Consider the following 16257-nt stretch of genomic DNA (forward strand, 5'->3'; position numbering starts at 1 on the left):
TCCCGGAGAGTGCGTGGGACTGCCCCCGCGCACCCGCAACGTGAGGAGCACACCATGTCCGATTCCTTTTTCCATCCTGTCTCCGGATTTGATCTGCCGCGTTTTGCCGGGGTGCCGACCTTTATGCGCCTGCCGCATGTGACGCCCGATCATCCGCGGTTCGACGAGGTCCAGATCGGGCTTGTGGGTGTGCCCTGGGACAGCGGGACCACCAACCGCCCCGGTCCGCGCCACGGGCCGCGCCAGTTGCGCGACGCCTCGACCATGATCCGCGCGCAGCATGGCGTCACCGGGATGCGCCCTTTTGAGGCGGCGAACTGCGCCGATCTGGGCGATGTGGGGCCGAACCCGGCGGATATTCCTGACAGCATGGCGCGGATTACCGCGTTTTATAGTCAGTTGGTTGCGGCGGGGATCCGGCCGCTGACGGCGGGCGGGGATCACCTGACCTCGCTGCCGGTGCTGCGGGCGCTGGCCAAGGACGGGCCGCTGGGCATGGTGCATTTCGACAGCCACACGGACCTGTTCCACAGCTATTTCGGCGGCACGATGTATACGCATGGCACGCCGTTCCGCCGCGCGGTTGAAGAGGGGCTGCTGGACCCCAAAAGGGTCATCCAGATCGGCATTCGCGGCACGATGTATGACGCCGAGGATCGCGATTTTGCCGAAAGCGTCGGCATCCGGATCGTCACCATCGAGGAATATTTCGCGCGCGGCGTTGCGGATGTGATGGCGGAGGCGCGCGAGATCGTTGGCGCCGCGCCGACCTATGTGTCCTATGACATCGACTTTGTCGATCCGACCTTTGCGCCCGGCACCGGCACGCCGGAGGTGGGCGGGCCGAACAGTTTCGAGGCGCTGCAGGTGGTGCGTGAACTGGCGGGACTGAACATCGTGGGGGCCGATCTGGTCGAGGTGTCGCCGCCCTTCGACACCAGTGGCGGCACGGCGTTCCTTGGCGCGTCGATCATGTTCGAACTGCTTTGCGCGATGCTGTCTGACGGCTGATCCCGCACCTGACCCGCCCGCCCGCCGTTCGCGGAGCGCGGGCGGCGCGTCAGTCCACCGCGCGGATCAGTTTGCGTTCCAGCACGCGCAGGACGGTTTTCAGGTCGTGCCCGCGTTTGAGCACCTGCCCGTCCATCCCGAAAACGGCATATTCGCCCTGTTTGGTACGCAATTTCGGGCGTTTTTCGATCCGGTAGAGCGGATGTTCGGCGGTGCGACGGAAGACGGAGAAGACCGCGACGTCCTTCAGCGAGGAAATGCCGTAGTCACGCCATTCACCGGCGGCCACCATGCGCCCATAAAGCGAGAGGATCACGTTGAGCTCTGCGCGCTGGAAGGCCACAACCTCCTGCGCGGTCCCCTGCCCGGGGAAAGGCGTCAAGCTGTTCATGCCCCCAGATTTGCGCTCTTCTGACCATAAATCAAGGGGGTAGCGAGGGGTGGCGAAATAACTTGACCGAGCGGTCGGTTTTGGGCAGTGTCCGGCGCAACAGGGGAGGGGTGCGATGACACCGCAGGAACGCGCGGAACGGTCGGCGCAGGCCATGTGGGCGGGGGATGCCGCCAGTCAGGCCATGGGCATGAAGATCGAGGGCATCGCGCCCGGTCGCGCCGTTTTGTCGATGGAGGTGCAGGTGCATCACCTGAACGGGCACAAGATCTGTCATGGCGGGCATATCTTTACCCTTGCCGACAGCGCCTTTGCCTTTGCCTGCAACAGCTACAATCAACTGACCGTCGCGCAGGAGAACCAGATCACCTTTCTGGCGCCCGGACAATTGGGCGAGCGGCTGACCGCAACTGCGCAGGAACAGGCCCGCAGCGGGCGGTCCGGTGTCTATGATGTGACGGTGACCGGCGGCGATGGCCGTACCGTGGCGCTGATGCGGGGCCTGTCTCGGACCGTGAAGGGCCAGTTGTTCGCCGAAGACACCGACCAAGATCAAGAGCGCGCCTGACACGCTGACCGACCCCGGAGGAGACCGATGGAAGACCTTACCCCGTCCAAGGACAGCCTCGACCCGATCGAGATTGCCTCGCGCGATGAAATCTCTGCCCTGCAGCTGGAGCGGCTGAAGTGGTCGCTGCGCCATGCCTATGACAACGTGGCCCACTACAGGCAGAGCTTTGACGCCGCCGGGGTGCATCCCGATGATCTGACCTCGCTGGCGGATCTGGCGAAGTTCCCGTTCACGGTAAAGGCGGATCTGCGCGCGACCTATCCGTTCGGCATGTTCGCCGTGCCGCGCGATCAGGTGCGCCGCATCCACGCCTCCTCTGGGACGACGGGGCAGCCGACGGTTGTGGGCTATACCGACCGCGATCTGGATACATGGGGCACGGTGGTGGCGCGGTCGCTGCGGGCCAGCGGGCTGAAGCCGGGGGATATCCTGCACAACGCCTATGGGTACGGGCTGTTCACCGGGGGCTTGGGCATTCATCTGGGCGCGGACAAGCTGGGGCTGGCGACGGTGCCGATTTCCGGCGGGATGACACAGCGGCAGGTGCGGCTGATCGAGGATTTCGGTGCAACCGGGATCACGGTGACGCCGTCCTATGCGCTGTCGATCATCGATGAATACGTGGCGCAAGGGAAAGACCCGCGCAAATCGCCGCTGAAGGTGGGGATCTTCGGGGCAGAGCCCTGGACCAATGCGATGCGGGTCGAGATCGAACAGGCCTTTGACATGCATGCGGTCGATATCTACGGCCTGTCGGAGGTGATGGGGCCGGGCGTGGCGAACGAATGCGTCGAGACCAAGGATGGGCTGCACATCTGGGAGGATCATTTCTATCCCGAGATCATCGACCCGGACACCGGTGAGGTGCTGCCGGATGGCGAGCTGGGTGAATTGGTCTTTACCTCGCTGACCAAGGAGGCCTTTCCGATCATCCGCTATCGGACACGCGACCTGACGCGGCTGTTGCCGGGGACGGCGCGGTCGATGCGGCGGATGGAAAAGGTGACGGGGCGCAGCGATGACATGATCATCCTGCGGGGCGTCAACGTCTTTCCGACCCAGATCGAGGAGCAACTGATGACGGTGAAGGCGCTTGCGCCGCACTTTCAGCTGGAGCTTGACCGGGTCGAGCACAAGGATGTCATGAAGGTCGTGGTCGAGCCGTGGCCGCATGCCGTGGGTGGTGGGGCAGAGGCGGGCCGGGAATTGGCCGCCAAGGTCAAGCAGGTGGTCGGCGTGACGGTCAAGGTAGAGGTGGCCGAGCCCGGCGGGGTGGCCCGCAGTCAGGGCAAGGCTGTGCGGATCGTGGACAACCGGCCCAAGGTCTGAGGCCCGCCACGGGACACCCCGCAGGGGGTGTCCACGCGTGGACACGGTTGCGCCTTAATGAAATCAAGGGTTTGCAGAGACGGTTTTACCTTTGGTTAGGAAATTGCCCTGCGGAGGCGGGGCCGGATCAGTCCGTCAGATCGCGCGGGACGATGAAATCGACGACCGTGCCGGTGCCGCGGGCGACCTGATCCCAGCTGTCCACATCGAACCGCGCGACCAGTGTTGCGCAGGTCGGATAGGCGTCAAAGCGGGGATGCGCCGGGGGCGATTTCACCAGCATCCGCGCCAGCAACCCGATGCCCGGATTATGGCCCAGCATCAGGACGCTGTCGGCCTTAGCGGTATGCAGGATCGCCAGCATATCTGCCGTTTCGGCCAGGTAGAGGCCCCTTTCGAAGCGCACCGGCGCGTCGCAGTCCAGAAGGTCCAGCGTTTCACGTGTGCGGGTGGCGGTGGAGCACAGCACCTCATCCGGCAGATAGCCCTTGTCCCGCAGCCACGCGCCGATGGCGGGCGCGGCGCCTTGGCCGCGCGTGTTCAGGGGGCGGTCATGGTCCGACAGGTTATGGCTCCAGTCGGACTTGGCATGGCGGAGGAGGATCAGCTGTTTCATGGGGCGTCTGCTCCGAGAAAGGCGCGCATGTGAAAGGCGGATTGCTCTGGACGGCGCGAAAATTCGACCGCGACGGGGCAGGCGCGGCGGGCAAGGCAACCGTCGATGCGGCAGGTTGCGCCTGCGGGGGATGCGATGTGCGCCTTGCAGCGGGCCACGTCATAGGCCTGATCCGGGGCCAGCGCGCCGACCGGGCAAGCGGTTTCGCAAGGGCGGGCGCAGGTGTCACAGGGGCGCGTGGCGGGTGCGGGCAGGTCCAGCCGCAGCGGCAAGGCGACGGCGGCGCGGTAGCTGATGAACAGCCCCGCCTGCGCCTGCACCAGCATGCCAAGGGGCGAGGACCACGCCTGTCCCGAGTTCAGCGCCCACCGCAGAAAAGGCGCGTAGGGCGGGCCGTCAGATGGAAAAAGGGCCTCTCCGCCCCACTCCTCTGCCAGCGCGGTGACGACCCGCTTTGACCAACGGTCCAGCGGGTTGGGCGCGCCGTCAGTGTATTCGGGGCTACAGGTGAACAGCGGCCAGAAGCCGGGTTCATCCGGCCCAAGCAAAAGCAGCGTGCCGGTGCCTTCCGGCGCGCCATCCTCTGATCCGGGATGCAGCGCGCCGCGCAACCGCAGACCGGCGCAGGCGGCCTGAGTATCGGCCTGATCGAGACTGTCGGGCGTCATTCCCGCGGCGGCAGATGCGCCGGGCGGATCATGGAGCCAGAGCCATGTTCGGTGAACAGTTCCAGCAGGCAGGCGTTGGAGACGCGACCGTCGATGATGACCACGGCGCGCACGCCTTCTTCGATTGCCTTGAGCGCGGTTTCGGTCTTGGGGATCATGCCGCCGGCGATCACGCCATCGGCGGTCATCTGGCGTACATCGTCGGGCGTCAGTTCGGTGACAACCTCGCCATCCGGTCCCTTGACCCCCTGCACATCGGTCAGCAGAAGCAGGCGATCCGCCTTCAGCGCGCCGGCGATGGCCCCGGCTGCAGTGTCACCGTTGACGTTGTAGGTTTCCGTCACCTGCGTGCCGGTGGCGACGGGGGCCACGACCGGGATGATCCCGGCGTTGAACAGATCGCGCAGCACCTGCACGTTCATTTCTATCGGGCGGCCGACAAAGCCCAATTCGGGATCGTCGGGTTCGCAGACGATCAGGTCGTCATCCTTGCCCGAGAGACCGACGGCGCGGCCGCCTTCGTCCATGATGGCCTGCACGATCCGCTTGTTCACGAGGCCGGTCAGGACCATTTCCACCACCTCGACGGTGGCCTTGTCGGTGACACGCTTGCCGCGCACGAACTCGCTTTTGATGTTCAGGCGTTTCAGCATGTCGTTGATCATCGGGCCGCCGCCATGCACGACGACCGGGTTCACCCCGACCTGCCGCATCAGCACGATATCGCGGGCAAAGGCGGCCATTTCCGCATCGTCGCCCATGGCGTTGCCGCCGAATTTCACCACGACGACGGCGCCTGTGTAGCGCTGCATGTAGGGCAGGGCCTCGGAGAGGGTCCGGGCGGTGGCAATCCAGTCTCTGTTCATGTTCTGTCGTCTCATCGCGGTCATCCAGATCGGTGCGTGATCCACCATGCCCCGCCCGCACGGCGAATGCCAGAGGGGCAGCCGCGCGTGAGGTCCGGTTCAGGCCAGAGTCAGGCCAGAGTCAGGCCAGAGTCAGGCCAGAGAGGCGATGATCGCGCGCAGGGTGGCGATGCCTTCGCCCTTTTCGCTGCTGGTGACGACCAGTTCGGGGTAGGCGGCGACGTGTTTGGACAGCTTTTCGCGCACCTGTTTCAGGATCTTTTCCTGATCGTCTGCCTTGACCTTGTCCGCCTTGGTCATGACCACCTGAAAGGTGACGGCAGAGCGGTCCAGAAGGGTCATGATCTCTTCGTCCACGGATTTGATCCCGTGGCGGAAATCCACCAGCACAAAGGCGCGGCGCAGACCGGCGCGGCCCGAGAGGTAGGATTTCAGCAGTTTCTGCCAGCGCGCGACCACGTCGACCGGCGCATTGGCAAAGCCATAGCCGGGCAGGTCCACAAGGTAGTGATCCGCACCCAGCGTGAAATAGTTGATTTCCTGCGTCCGGCCCGGCGTGTTGGAGGCGCGGGCAATGCCCTTGCGCCCGGTCAGCGCGTTGATGAGGCTGGACTTGCCGACGTTGGAGCGCCCGGCAAAGCAGACCTCGGCCCGGTCATCGGGCGGCAGGCCGGACATGGCGACGACGCCCTTGAGGAAGTCGACCTCACCGGCGAACAGTTTGCGCGCGGCTTCGCGTTTATCGTCATCGGGCTCTTCGGCCAGAGGGAAGGGCAGTTGCATCAGATCTCCTCCACGCGATCACCCAGCGCGATCCGGCCGCCCTGCACGACCTCGGCCCGGACGGAAAAATCGCGGTGATCCCAGCTGTCGAGCGCGCCCAATACGTTGTGGTCACGCCTGCCGGTGTCGGGGTTGCAATGGGTGGCAAGGCAGCGGTCGGTCCGTTCGCGCGGTATCAGCACGGCCTCACCGATGCGGATTTCACGGTCGATCCAGTCGAATTCTTCCCAGGGCGCGCCGCCGTCGAACCAAAGGTTGCCGCGCCAGCGGTGGATCGACAGGGCATGGCCCAGCCGCTGTTCCACCGCCCGGTGCGAAGACAGGTTGCACAGCGTCACCGAGGGAAAGTCGCTGTCGGTAAAGGCGGCCCCCTGCGCGCGGACCACGCGGGCGGATTTTGCGCGGTTTTCGGGCAGGAAATCGCCGGTCCAGTCGATCAGACGGTCGCCTTCGGTGTCGGGGTTCAGGGTCAGGTCTTCGCGTTCGGGATGTGACAGGGTGACGGTGCCGGTGGCCTCATCCAGCGCGGCGCGGATGGCGGCCAGTTGCGGCGCCTTGGCCACGCGGGTGAAGTTGCGGCAGGACGCCCACTCTGCCCCGTCGATGTCGGTGTCCTCATGCGCCACGCCCCAGGCGCGGTCCCAGGGCACGCTCTGGCCCGCGGCCAGCGTGACCGCGTCCAGCTCTTCCCGGCCGTGGCTCTTGATCGGAAAGCGCCAGATCGCGGTCAGGCTGCGGGTCATTTGCTGTCCTTCGCCTTGTCGCCCTTCTTCACGCTGGCCTTGATGTTGCCCATGATGTCCGGCTTGTAGCCGTGACTGCGCATGATCATGTACTGCTGGGTGAAGGTGATGACGTTGTTGGTGATCCAGTAAACCACCAGCCCGCTGGCAAAACCGCCGAGCATGAACATGAACACCCAAGGCATCCAGGCAAAGATCATCTGCTGGGTCGGGTCGGTGGGCGCCGGGTTCAGTTTCTGCTGCAGCCACATGGAGATACCCAGAAGCAGCGGCAGGATGCCGATGAAGACCAGCGCCATGATCGACTGCGGATCGGGCGCGGCCCAGGGCAGCAGGCCGAACAGGTTGAAGATCGAGGTCGGATCCGGTGCGCTGAGGTCCTGGAACGGGCCGAAGAAGGGCGCGTGACGCAGTTCCAGCGTGACGAAGATCACCTTGTAGAGGCTGAAGAAGATCGGGATCTGAAGCAGGATCGGCAGACAGCCCGCGGCCGGGTTGACCTTTTCCTTCTTGTAGAGCCCCATCATCTCTTTCTGGAGCTTTTCACGGTCGTCGCCGGCGCGCTCCTTGATCTTCTCCATCTCGGGCTGAAGCTCTTTCATCTTCGCCATCGAGGCGTAGGACTTGTACGCCAGCGGGAAGAGCACGGCCTTCAGCAGGACGGTCAGCGCGATGATGGCCACGCCCATGTTGCCGATGTGCAAGTTCAGCCAGTGCAGCACGGCAAAGATCGGCTTGGTCAGGAAGAAGAACCATCCCCAGTCGATGGAATCGAGGAAGCGGTCGATCCCGTTCTTCTGGTACTGGCGGATGGTATCCCATTCCTTGGCACCGGCAAACAGCTGGGTCGTGACCTCGCTCTTGGCGCCAGCGGCCAGCTGGACGGTCGGCAGAACGGCCTCTGTCTGATAGATGTCGCGGCGGGCGTCGTATTTCACCACGGATTTGAACGGCGTCCCTGCGGCGGGGATCAGCGTGGTCATCCAGTAGTGATCGGTAAAGCCGATCCAGCCCGATTCCTGCGCCCGTTCCACCGTGGCCTGCGTGCCTTCGGCGGGCAGCATGTCGAGGTCGGGCATGTTGGAATACTTGGTCTGTTCGAGGATGCCGTCGGACATCTGCAGCGCGCCTTCGAACAGCACGAAGAAGTTCTTCAGGTCCGCCGGTTCACCGTGACGGGCCAGCACGCCGTAGGGGGCTAGCGATACTGCGGTGTCGCTGGTATTTTCGACGCTCTGCGTGACGGTGAACATATAGTCTTCGTCAATCGAAACCGTGCGCAGGAACACCAGACCGGCCGGGCTTTCCCAGCGCAGGGTGACGGGGCTGTCCACGCCCAGCGTCTCACCGGACTGAACGGCCCACAGAGTGTTCGCGCCCGGCACGTCCTCCAGCCCCAGACCGGAACCGGGGGCCCAGCCGTAGAGCGCGTAATAGGGATTGTCGCTGCCGACCGGGTTCAACAGGTTGACGGTTGGGGACTCCGGGTTCTGTTCAATACGGTAGTCCTTGAGCTGCAGCGCGTCGATGCGGCCGCCGGTCAAGGAGATCGACCCGGACAGGCGCGGTGTGTCCAACGGCAGGCGCGGCGCCTCCGTGGTGTCCGTAGTCACGGCTGCGGGATCGACGGGGCCGGGCGTCGCGCCGGGCGCGGCGCGCGGCACGCTGGCCACATCGCCCTCATCGCCGGGCGTCAGGGTTTCGGTCGCAACCGGCGCGTTGGGGTCCTCAACCACCTCGGGCGGCGGGAAAAGCAGAAACCAGACAAGGATCACAACCATGCTGAGTGCGGTTGCGAGGAGGAGATTCTTGTTCTGATCGTCCATCTGGGCGGTCACCTTTCCCGTTGAAAGTCACCGCAGGGTTCAAAACCTCCACGCCTGAAAGGTCAAGCGGAATCCCCCTTTTTGGGGCGGTGTGGCACAGGCAAGCCGACCGCTTTGGCCCCGAGGGCAGAAGAAACCTAGTTTGGTTGATGCGGGCGGGCGTCATCGGGACCGGCATAGGTCCGCGACGCGGCCCCCTAACGCGACGTGCGCCCCAGTTTGCGCGCGTCGGAAATCCGGGCCTCATGCGCCTCTGCCCAGTCGATCATCTGATCGGCGGGCATCGGGCGGGCGATGCCGAACCCCTGCACATGATCGCAACCAAGCTGTGACAGGAGCGCGTGTTCGCCCACGCTTTCGACCCCTTCGGCCAGCGTCTCCAGCCCAAGCCGGTCGGCCATGCCCAGAACGGCGGCCAGCATCCTGTGCTGTTCTTCGTCCCGGTCGATACGGGTGACAAAGCTGCGGTCGATTTTCAGGCGGTGCACCTTGAACCGGCGCAGAGATGTGATCGAGGCATGCCCGGTGCCGAAATCGTCCAGATCGATATGGCAGCCGATCTTGCCCAACTCGACGATATTGCGGGCCACGATCCCCTCCGGAGAGCCTGCGATCACGGTTTCCAGCACCTCGATCCCCAGCCGTTCAGCCGTCAGGCCAAAGCGGTCGATTTCCCACTGGATGCGCTCGACAAGACGCGGGTCGCGCAATTCGGTGTCCGAGAAATTCACGCTGACGCGGGGAATATTCAGCCCGGCCTGATCCCAGCTGCGCAGGGCGGTCAGGGAATGCTGCAGGATCACCTCGCTGAGATGATCCATGCGGCCGGCGTCTTCGAGGACCTTCAGGAACTGGGCGGGCGGCACGATGCCCCGTTCCGGGTGAATCCAGCGCGCCAGTGCCTCGACACCGCTGATTTCGCCGGTCGAGGTGCAGATCTGCGGCTGAAACCACGGCTGAATCTGGCCGTTGGACAGGGCGCGGTCCACTTCGCTGCGCAGGTTTTTCTGTTCGATATGGGCCATGCGCATGTTTTCCGACCACGACCGGATGGCGGAGGGGCTGTTGGCGATCGCCTCGCACAGGGCGACCTGCGCTGCCTCCAGGAACTGTTTGCCATCGGCGCTGTCCTTCAGCCGGGGACTGCCGCAGAACCCGATGGAGGCGGACAGATAGCGCATGCCACCGTCGATGGGCGCGGGTTCCTCGACCGCGTTTTGCAGCCGCGTCGAGAGTTGCAGCAACGCCTCCAGGTCAAGGCGCAGGGAAGGGCCAAGCAGGGCAAGAAACCGGTTTTCGCCCATCCGAACGGCAAGATCATCGCGCCGCAGGGTGCTGCGCACCCGTTTCAGCGACAGATCCCGCAGCCTGTCGCCAGAGCGGTCATCGGGCTGCCCCGAAAACTCGTCCAACCCATCGATTTCGATCAGGATGCAGGCAGTGGAGAGGTTGGCGGCGCTGGCGCGGTCCAGCGCCTGCTGCGACAGGGTGAGGGCGGCATTGTCGCTGACAAAGTCGGAGTTTCCGTCATGACCGCCGCCGCCCGGCACCGGACCACCCTGCGCGCCCAGCAAAAGAAACACCGCCGGTGTTCCCAGCGCGACCACAAGCAGCAGTGCCTCACCGCCCAGCCAGAACCCGGCAAGCGAGGCCGCAGGCAGGAATGCCAGAGACTGCGGCCCATGCAGGCCGCGCCGGAGCGCAGCACTGAGCCTGCCGAAATTCCTGAGCAGCGACGCCTGCATTCCACCGTCCTTATCCTTCATGGACAGAACTTTAGGCGACGGGGGTAACTCGGTTCTTAACGCGGGAGGTCGTTTTTCAACGAATTGGGCGATTCCGTGTCACGCATCAGGCCTGCGAAATCGAACAGCTTGGGGTCCAGCATGTGGGACGGGCGGATGTTCATCAGCGCGCGGAACATCACCTGACGCCGTCCGGGGGAATTTTTCTCCCATCCGTCAAGGATTTGCTTGACCTGCTGTCGCTGCAGCCCGTCCTGCGATCCGCAGAGGTCGCAGGGAATGATCGGATAGTTCATCGCCCGCGCGAATCGGTCGCAGTCGGCCTCTGCCACATGTGCCAACGGACGGTAAACGAACAGGTCGCCCTCTTCATTGACCAGCTTGGGCGGCATGGTGGCCAGACGTCCGCCGTGAAAGAGGTTCATGAAGAACGTTTCAAGGATGTCATCGCGATGATGGCCCAGCACCACCGCCGTGCAGCCCTCTTCGCGGGCGACGCGGTACAGATTGCCGCGCCGGAGGCGCGAACAGAGCGCGCAATAGGTGCGCCCCTGCGGGACCTTGTCGGTGACGATGGAATAGGTGTCCTGATACTCGATCCGGTGCGGGACCTGCATCTTTTCAAGGAATTCGGGCAGGACGGTCGCGGGAAAACCGGGCTGTCCCTGATCCAGATTGCAGGCCAGCAGTTCGACGGGCAGCAACCCTCGCCACTTCAGCTCGTACAGCACGGCCAGAAGGGTATAGCTGTCCTTGCCGCCGGAGAGGCAGACCAGCCATTTGCCGCCCTCTTCGACCATGCCGTATTGCGCCACGGCCTCGCGCACGTTCTGCACGATCCGTTTGCGGAGCTTCTTGAACTCGGTCGATTTGGGCGCCCCGTGAAAGAGCGGGTGAATGTCGTCGGCATCGTCCAGCATGGGCGTCAGATAATCCTAGTCCGGAACGTTGTCGATGCCCGACCCGCCCCAGGGGTGGCAGCGGGCAATGCGGCGCGCGGCCAGCCAGCCGCCTTTGATCGCGCCGTGTTTTTCCAGCGCTTCGAGGGCGTAGACAGAACAGGTGGGGTGATAGCGGCAGCCGTGACCGACCCAGGGGCTGAGCAGCAGCCGGTAGGCACGGACGGGCAGGGCGACGATATGGGCAAGCGGGCTCATCTGCCGTGGACCTTGCGCAGGGCGCGGCGCAGATCCTTTTGCAGCGCTTCGAAATCGCGCCATGCGGTCTGTTCGGCGCGGCCGATCAGGACATAGTCCCAGCCGTCCTGCCCCAGCTCGGGCAGGATAAGCCGCGCGATTTCACGCAGCCGGCGCTTGGCGCGGTTGCGGGCGACGGCATTGCCGACCTTTTTCGAGCAGGTGAACCCGACGCGGATGCCCGTCGCTTCGCCCTCGGCACGCTGCCGGGCCTGCAGAAGGAATCCTTCGCAAGGCACGCGGCGGGCGCGGGCGGCGCGCAGGAAGTCAGCGCGTTTCGACAGGACCGTCAACGGCAAAGAAGCCGCCTCGGGGTGATCCGGGGCGGCTGTCTTGGCGTGCGTCGTCATGCCCGCAGAAAGCGGTATCAGGCGCTCAGGCTCTTGCGGCCGCGAGCGCGGCGCGCGTTCAGGATCTTGCGGCCGGCCTTGGTGGCCATGCGGGCGCGAAACCCGTGGCGACGCTTGCGGACGAGGTTCGACGGCTGAAAAGTGCGTTTCATCGCGGCTACTCCGGTTCATTGCCCGCGAGTCGACTCGGAGGCAGGAAATTCGAAGCCCTGCCTATAGGCGGGCAAAAGGCATCTGTCAAACGGGTGTATGGCTTTTTTCGCCGGGACGGCGGCAGGGGGCCCAAAAGGCATGTCCACGCGTGGACAGCTTAGGGGGAATGCAGAATCAAGAGCTTACAGCCGCGTTTTTACCCATTCTTCATCTTCGCCCCTCACGGTCAAGCCGCGCCCAAGCGACAAAAGGCCCGCCAACCCCGCCCGTATTGCAACAAACGGCCCCCGCCATGGGGGGAGAAATGTTTCACTCTGGCCTTTCGGGCGGGGATTTCTCACGCTGGCGTACAAGTCAGATCAAGCGGGCGTGAGGCGGCTGTTTCTGCGCGGCAAAGGGGGGCATCTATCCTGCAACCCGACACAACAGCCCCGAAGGCCCAGACAATGAGTGACATGACCGACACGCCAAAACCCGGCATCAAACGCCACCTGCCCCTGATCGCGATCCTTGTGGTCGCCGTGATCGGCTTTTTCACGCTGCGCGACTACCTGACGTTCGAGACGCTGGCCGAAAACCGCGAGGCGCTGCTGGCGTTCCGGGATGCCAACTATGTACTGACGCTGGCGGTCTTTATCGTGGCCTATGTGATCATCGTGGCCTTTTCGCTGCCCGGGGCGACCATCGCCACGCTGACCGGCGGGTTCCTTTTCGCGACCTTTCCCGGCGCGCTGTATAATGTGACCGCCGCCACGCTGGGCGCGACCGGCATCTTTCTGGCCGCGCGCTGGGGTCTGGGCGCGGGTCTGGGCGAAAAGCTGGAGCATTCGCAGGGCATGGTGAAAAAGATCAAGGACGGGATCGACGAAAACCAGTGGTCCATGCTGTTCCTGATCCGGCTGGTCCCGGCGGTGCCGTTCTTCGTTGCCAACCTTGTGCCTGCTTTCCTTGAGGTGCCGCTGCATCGCTACGTGATCTCGACCTTCCTTGGCATCATTCCGGGGGCTGTGGTCTATACCTCTGTCGGCGCGGGTCTGGGCGAGGTGTTCGCACGCGGCGAGACGCCCGACCTGAGCATCATCTTTGCGCCGCATGTGATCGGGCCGATCCTTGGACTTGCCGCGCTGTCGGCGCTGCCGATCCTGCTGAAGGCCGTTCGCGGCCAGAAGGGGCTGTGATCATGGAAAAGCTGAAATGTGATCTCCTGATCCTTGGCGCCGGGTCCGGCGGGTTGTCGGTGGCGGCGGGGGCCAGCCAGATGGGCGCGGACGTGATTCTGCTGGAGGGTCACAAGATGGGCGGCGACTGTTTGAACTATGGCTGTGTCCCGTCCAAGGCGCTGATCGCCTCGGGCAAGGTGGCCTACGGGATGCAGCATGCGTCGGTTTACGGTGTGTCCGACGTGGTGCCGCAGGTGGACTATGCCGCCGCCAAGGACCATGTGGCCGACGTGATTTCCCAGATCGAGCCGGTGGACAGCCAGGAGCGGTTCGAAGGCTTTGGCGTGCGGGTGATCCGCGAATACGGGCGCTTTGTTTCTGAGACCGAGGTCGAGGCAGGGGAGTATCGCATTACGGCACGTCGGATCGTCATTGCCACCGGATCGTCGCCATTGGTGCCGCCGATCCCGGGGCTGGACGGTGTGCCCTATCTGACGAACGAAACCCTGTGGGAATTGCGCGAGCGCCCCGAGCATCTGCTGATCATCGGCGGCGGCCCCATCGGGATGGAGATGGCGCAGGCGCATCGACGTCTGGGATCACGGGTGACGGTGATCGAAGGGGCCAAGGCGCTGGGCAAGGATGACCCGGAGGCCGCGGCGCTGGTGCTGGACAACCTGCGGGCCGAAGGCATCGAAATCGCCGAGGATGCGCTGGCCGCCGAGATCCGGGGCACCGATGGTGGCATCGAGGTCGAGGCCAAGGACGGGCGGGTTTTCAAGGGCTCTCATCTGCTGGTCGCGGTTGGACGCAAGACCAATACCGACAAACTGAACCTTGAGGCCGCCGGGATCGAGACGACCAGATCCGGCATCAAGGTGGACGACAGCCTGAAGACCAGCAACCGCCGTGTCTATGCCATCGGCGATGTGGCGGGCGGGCTGCAGTTTACCCATGTGGCGGGCTATCACGCCGGGATCGTGGTCCGTTCTGCCGTGCTGGGCCTGCCGGCCAAGGCCAAGACCGCGCATATCCCCTGGGCCACCTACACCCAGCCGGAACTGGCGCAGGTGGGCCTGACAGAGGCGAAGGCGCGCGAGGAACATGGCGACAAGGTGGAACTGGCGCGGTTCGATTTCCATCACAACGACCGGCTGATCGCCGAGCGCAAGACCAGGGGTTTCATCAAGGTCATGGTCGTCAAGGGGCGGCCCGTGGGGGTCACGATCGTCGGCCATCAGGCGGGGGAATTGTCCAGCCTGTGGTCGCTGGTGATTGCCAACGGGCTGAAGATGAGCGCGGTTTCTGCGACGGTTTCTCCCTATCCGACCGTTGGAGAGATTAACAAACGGGTTGCGGGTGCCTATTTCTCGCCAAAGCTGTTTGAGAGTAACGTGGTGAAAACGGTTGTTCGGCTGGTCCAGCGCTGGCTTCCCTGAAAAGGCTGTCCAGATAGAGAGATGCGCATCCTGAATTCCCTCTCCGGTCGGTTCCTGATCCTGACGGTCATCTTCGTGATGGTGGCCGAGGTGCTGATCTTTGTCCCCTCTGTCGCGCGGTTCCGCGAGGATTACCTGCTGGCGCGGCTGGAGCGGGCGCAGATCGCGTCGCTGGCGCTGCTGGCTGACGAGATGATCGAGCCGGAGCTGGAACGCGAGTTGCTGGAGAACGCGGGCGTTTTCAACGTGGTCTTGCAGCGCGACCAGATCCGGCAGTTGGTGCTGTCCTCCGAGGTGCCGGGCGAGGTGGCGCAGACCTTCGATCTGCGCGATGCCTCTGCCTGGACGCTGATGCGCGATGCCATCGGCTGTCTCATCGACAGCGAATGGCAGGTGATCCGGGTGATCGGCAGCCCGCTGCGCGACGGCGGTGAACTGATCGAGGTCACGATGGACAGCGGGCCGCTGCGGGCGGCGATGGTGGACTACGGGGTGCGCATCCTGATGCTGTCGGCGGCGATCTCGATCATCACGGCGGGGCTGTTGTTCCTTGCGGTGCGGCGGTTGCTGGTCAAGCCGATCAAGGGCGTCGTGGGCCATATCCGCGAATATGCAGAGGCCCCCGAGGACGCCCGGCGCATCATCCAGCCCACCGCGCGCGTGCGCGAGTTGCGCGAGGCCGAGGAATCGCTGCAATCGCTGCAATCGCAACTGACGCAGGCCCTGCGCCAGAAAGAGCGGCTGGCGCAGCTGGGCGGGGCCGTCGCGCGGGTCAGCCACGACCTGCGCAATATCCTGACATCGGCGCAGTTGTTCACCGACCGGATCGAGATGTCCGAGGACCCGGCGGTCAAGCGCATGGCGCCCAAGCTGGTGAACTCGATCACGCGGGCGATTTCGCTTTGCGAAAGCACGCTGGCCTTTGGCCGCGCCGAAGAGCCCGCGCCGCGGCTGTTGCTGTTCAACCTGTCGGAATTGACGGGCGAGGTGCTGGAGGCCGAGCGGCTGGCGATTGGCGAGGCGGATGTGTCGCTGTCCGAGGATATCCCGGCGGGGCTGATGGTGCGCGGCGATCCGGAGCAGATCTACCGCGCGCTGTCCAACATGGTACGAAACGCGCGGCAGGCCATCGTGGCCACCGGCCAACCGGGCGAGATCAGCGTGGCCGCGCGGGCCGAGGAACAGGATTGGGTGATCACGGTCACCGATACCGGCCCCGGACTGCCGCCCAAGGCGCGCGAACACCTGTTTCAGGCTTTTCATGGCGGCGTGCGCAAGGGCGGGTCCGGACTTGGGCTGGCGATCGTCGCCGAACTGATCCGCGGCCATGGCGGCAGCGTCACGCTGGGCCGGTCGGATGAGACCGGCACCTGCTTTGAAATCCGCCTGCCGATGGGCGGGGTGAGCTGA

Annotated in this window: 18 protein-coding genes; 6 read left to right on the forward strand and 12 right to left on the reverse strand. The window is 64.5% G+C overall.

Going from position 1 to position 16257, the window contains the following annotated elements:
* The first annotated feature begins 54 nt into the window (after positions 1–54).
* Positions 55–1011: an agmatinase gene (speB, locus tag ACTXGA_RS16110; protein ID WP_443395389.1), complete on the forward strand. Its 957-nt coding sequence runs from the start codon at positions 55–57 to the stop codon at positions 1009–1011.
* A gap of 49 nt (positions 1012–1060) precedes the next feature.
* Here speB and ACTXGA_RS16115 read toward each other — a convergent pair whose 3' ends face one another.
* The gene (locus tag ACTXGA_RS16115) at positions 1061–1402 is read right to left on the reverse strand and encodes a DUF2794 domain-containing protein (protein ID WP_443395391.1); all 342 of its coding nucleotides are present in this window, start codon (positions 1400–1402) and stop codon (positions 1061–1063) included.
* A gap of 115 nt (positions 1403–1517) precedes the next feature.
* On the opposite strand from ACTXGA_RS16115, the gene paaI reads away from it, so the two are divergent.
* The gene (gene paaI, locus ACTXGA_RS16120) at positions 1518–1970 is read left to right on the forward strand and encodes a hydroxyphenylacetyl-CoA thioesterase PaaI (RefSeq protein WP_443395393.1); all 453 of its coding nucleotides are present in this window, start codon (positions 1518–1520) and stop codon (positions 1968–1970) included.
* Positions 1971–1997: 27 nt separating this feature from the next.
* On the forward strand, positions 1998–3302 hold the full coding sequence (paaK, locus tag ACTXGA_RS16125) for a phenylacetate--CoA ligase PaaK (RefSeq protein WP_443395395.1): 1305 nt from the start codon (positions 1998–2000) through the stop codon (positions 3300–3302).
* Between the two features lie 127 nt (positions 3303–3429).
* Here the strand turns inward: paaK and ACTXGA_RS16130 are convergent, their stop codons facing one another.
* The 11 genes from ACTXGA_RS16130 to rpmH form a co-directional block, all read right to left on the reverse strand.
* Positions 3430–3918: a SixA phosphatase family protein gene (locus ACTXGA_RS16130; RefSeq protein ID WP_443395397.1), complete on the reverse strand. Its 489-nt coding sequence runs from the start codon at positions 3916–3918 to the stop codon at positions 3430–3432.
* Positions 3915–4586 (reverse strand): ferredoxin, encoded by a 672-nt coding sequence (locus ACTXGA_RS16135; protein ID WP_443395399.1) that lies wholly within the window; start codon positions 4584–4586, stop codon positions 3915–3917. Before ACTXGA_RS16135 ends, ACTXGA_RS16130 begins: the two co-directional genes overlap by 4 nt.
* Positions 4583–5467 carry an acetylglutamate kinase gene (gene argB / locus ACTXGA_RS16140; RefSeq protein WP_443395401.1) on the reverse strand — a complete coding sequence of 295 codons (885 nt, stop codon included), beginning with the start codon at positions 5465–5467 and terminating at the stop codon, positions 4583–4585. Before argB ends, ACTXGA_RS16135 begins: the two co-directional genes overlap by 4 nt.
* Before the next feature lie 117 nt (positions 5468–5584).
* Positions 5585–6235 (reverse strand): ribosome biogenesis GTP-binding protein YihA/YsxC, encoded by a 651-nt coding sequence (gene yihA / locus ACTXGA_RS16145; protein ID WP_443395403.1) that lies wholly within the window; start codon positions 6233–6235, stop codon positions 5585–5587.
* Positions 6235–6978: an MOSC domain-containing protein gene (locus tag ACTXGA_RS16150; protein ID WP_443395405.1), complete on the reverse strand. Its 744-nt coding sequence runs from the start codon at positions 6976–6978 to the stop codon at positions 6235–6237. The genes yihA and ACTXGA_RS16150 overlap by 1 nt, the downstream gene beginning before the upstream one ends.
* Positions 6975–8804, reverse strand: coding sequence for a membrane protein insertase YidC (yidC, locus tag ACTXGA_RS16155; protein WP_443395406.1), 1830 nt, complete (start codon positions 8802–8804; stop codon positions 6975–6977). The genes ACTXGA_RS16150 and yidC overlap by 4 nt, the downstream gene beginning before the upstream one ends.
* A 197-nt stretch (positions 8805–9001) precedes the next feature.
* Positions 9002–10549, reverse strand: a complete 1548-nt coding sequence (locus tag ACTXGA_RS16160) for a putative bifunctional diguanylate cyclase/phosphodiesterase (protein WP_443395408.1) — start codon at positions 10547–10549, stop codon at positions 9002–9004.
* A 56-nt stretch (positions 10550–10605) separates the two neighbouring features.
* Complete coding sequence (gene ttcA, locus ACTXGA_RS16165; RefSeq protein WP_443395410.1) at positions 10606–11469, reverse strand: tRNA 2-thiocytidine(32) synthetase TtcA; 864 nt, start codon at positions 11467–11469, stop codon at positions 10606–10608.
* A gap of 15 nt (positions 11470–11484) precedes the next feature.
* Positions 11485–11706, reverse strand: coding sequence for a membrane protein insertion efficiency factor YidD (yidD, locus tag ACTXGA_RS16170; RefSeq protein WP_443395411.1), 222 nt, complete (start codon positions 11704–11706; stop codon positions 11485–11487).
* Complete coding sequence (gene rnpA, locus ACTXGA_RS16175) at positions 11703–12095, reverse strand: ribonuclease P protein component (protein WP_443395413.1); 393 nt, start codon at positions 12093–12095, stop codon at positions 11703–11705. The genes yidD and rnpA overlap by 4 nt, the downstream gene beginning before the upstream one ends.
* 17 nt (positions 12096–12112) lie before the next feature.
* Complete coding sequence (gene rpmH / locus ACTXGA_RS16180) at positions 12113–12247, reverse strand: 50S ribosomal protein L34 (protein WP_012177012.1); 135 nt, start codon at positions 12245–12247, stop codon at positions 12113–12115.
* Between the two features lie 447 nt (positions 12248–12694).
* Here rpmH and ACTXGA_RS16185 point away from each other — a divergent pair, with 447 nt between their 5' ends.
* The 3 genes from ACTXGA_RS16185 to ACTXGA_RS16195 are packed head-to-tail and all read left to right on the forward strand — an operon-like array spanning position 12695 to position 16257.
* On the forward strand, positions 12695–13426 hold the full coding sequence (locus ACTXGA_RS16185; protein WP_443395416.1) for a TVP38/TMEM64 family protein: 732 nt from the start codon (positions 12695–12697) through the stop codon (positions 13424–13426).
* A gap of 2 nt (positions 13427–13428) precedes the next feature.
* Positions 13429–14847, forward strand: coding sequence for a dihydrolipoyl dehydrogenase family protein (locus ACTXGA_RS16190; protein ID WP_443395418.1), 1419 nt, complete (start codon positions 13429–13431; stop codon positions 14845–14847).
* Positions 14848–14874: 27 nt separating this feature from the next.
* Positions 14875–16257, forward strand: coding sequence for a sensor histidine kinase (locus ACTXGA_RS16195; RefSeq protein WP_443395584.1), 1383 nt, complete (start codon positions 14875–14877; stop codon positions 16255–16257).

This window comes from Antarctobacter jejuensis (assembly GCF_052266595.1).
GTDB classification, from domain to species: domain Bacteria; phylum Pseudomonadota; class Alphaproteobacteria; order Rhodobacterales; family Rhodobacteraceae; genus Antarctobacter; species Antarctobacter jejuensis.

Excerpts from the sequence above, each read along its gene's own strand:
- rnpA (WP_443395413.1), bottom strand. The coding sequence starts at position 12,095 with ATGACGACGCACGCCAAGACAGCCGCCCCGGATCACCCCGAGGCGGCT.
- rpmH (WP_012177012.1), bottom strand. The coding sequence starts at position 12,247 with ATGAAACGCACTTTTCAGCCGTCGAACCTCGTCCGCAAGCGTCGCCAC.
- yidC (WP_443395406.1), bottom strand. The coding sequence starts at position 8,804 with ATGGACGATCAGAACAAGAATCTCCTCCTCGCAACCGCACTCAGCATG.
- ACTXGA_RS16160 (WP_443395408.1), bottom strand. The coding sequence starts at position 10,549 with ATGCAGGCGTCGCTGCTCAGGAATTTCGGCAGGCTCAGTGCTGCGCTC.
- speB (WP_443395389.1), top strand. The coding sequence starts at position 55 with ATGTCCGATTCCTTTTTCCATCCTGTCTCCGGATTTGATCTGCCGCGT.
- ACTXGA_RS16150 (WP_443395405.1), bottom strand. The coding sequence starts at position 6,978 with ATGACCCGCAGCCTGACCGCGATCTGGCGCTTTCCGATCAAGAGCCAC.
- ACTXGA_RS16115 (WP_443395391.1), bottom strand. The coding sequence starts at position 1,402 with ATGAACAGCTTGACGCCTTTCCCCGGGCAGGGGACCGCGCAGGAGGTT.
- ttcA (WP_443395410.1), bottom strand. The coding sequence starts at position 11,469 with ATGCTGGACGATGCCGACGACATTCACCCGCTCTTTCACGGGGCGCCC.
- paaI (WP_443395393.1), top strand. The coding sequence starts at position 1,518 with ATGACACCGCAGGAACGCGCGGAACGGTCGGCGCAGGCCATGTGGGCG.
- ACTXGA_RS16130 (WP_443395397.1), bottom strand. The coding sequence starts at position 3,918 with ATGAAACAGCTGATCCTCCTCCGCCATGCCAAGTCCGACTGGAGCCAT.
- ACTXGA_RS16135 (WP_443395399.1), bottom strand. The coding sequence starts at position 4,586 with ATGACGCCCGACAGTCTCGATCAGGCCGATACTCAGGCCGCCTGCGCC.
- yidD (WP_443395411.1), bottom strand. The coding sequence starts at position 11,706 with ATGAGCCCGCTTGCCCATATCGTCGCCCTGCCCGTCCGTGCCTACCGG.
- ACTXGA_RS16190 (WP_443395418.1), top strand. The coding sequence starts at position 13,429 with ATGGAAAAGCTGAAATGTGATCTCCTGATCCTTGGCGCCGGGTCCGGC.
- paaK (WP_443395395.1), top strand. The coding sequence starts at position 1,998 with ATGGAAGACCTTACCCCGTCCAAGGACAGCCTCGACCCGATCGAGATT.
- yihA (WP_443395403.1), bottom strand. The coding sequence starts at position 6,235 with ATGCAACTGCCCTTCCCTCTGGCCGAAGAGCCCGATGACGATAAACGC.
- argB (WP_443395401.1), bottom strand. The coding sequence starts at position 5,467 with ATGAGACGACAGAACATGAACAGAGACTGGATTGCCACCGCCCGGACC.
- ACTXGA_RS16185 (WP_443395416.1), top strand. The coding sequence starts at position 12,695 with ATGAGTGACATGACCGACACGCCAAAACCCGGCATCAAACGCCACCTG.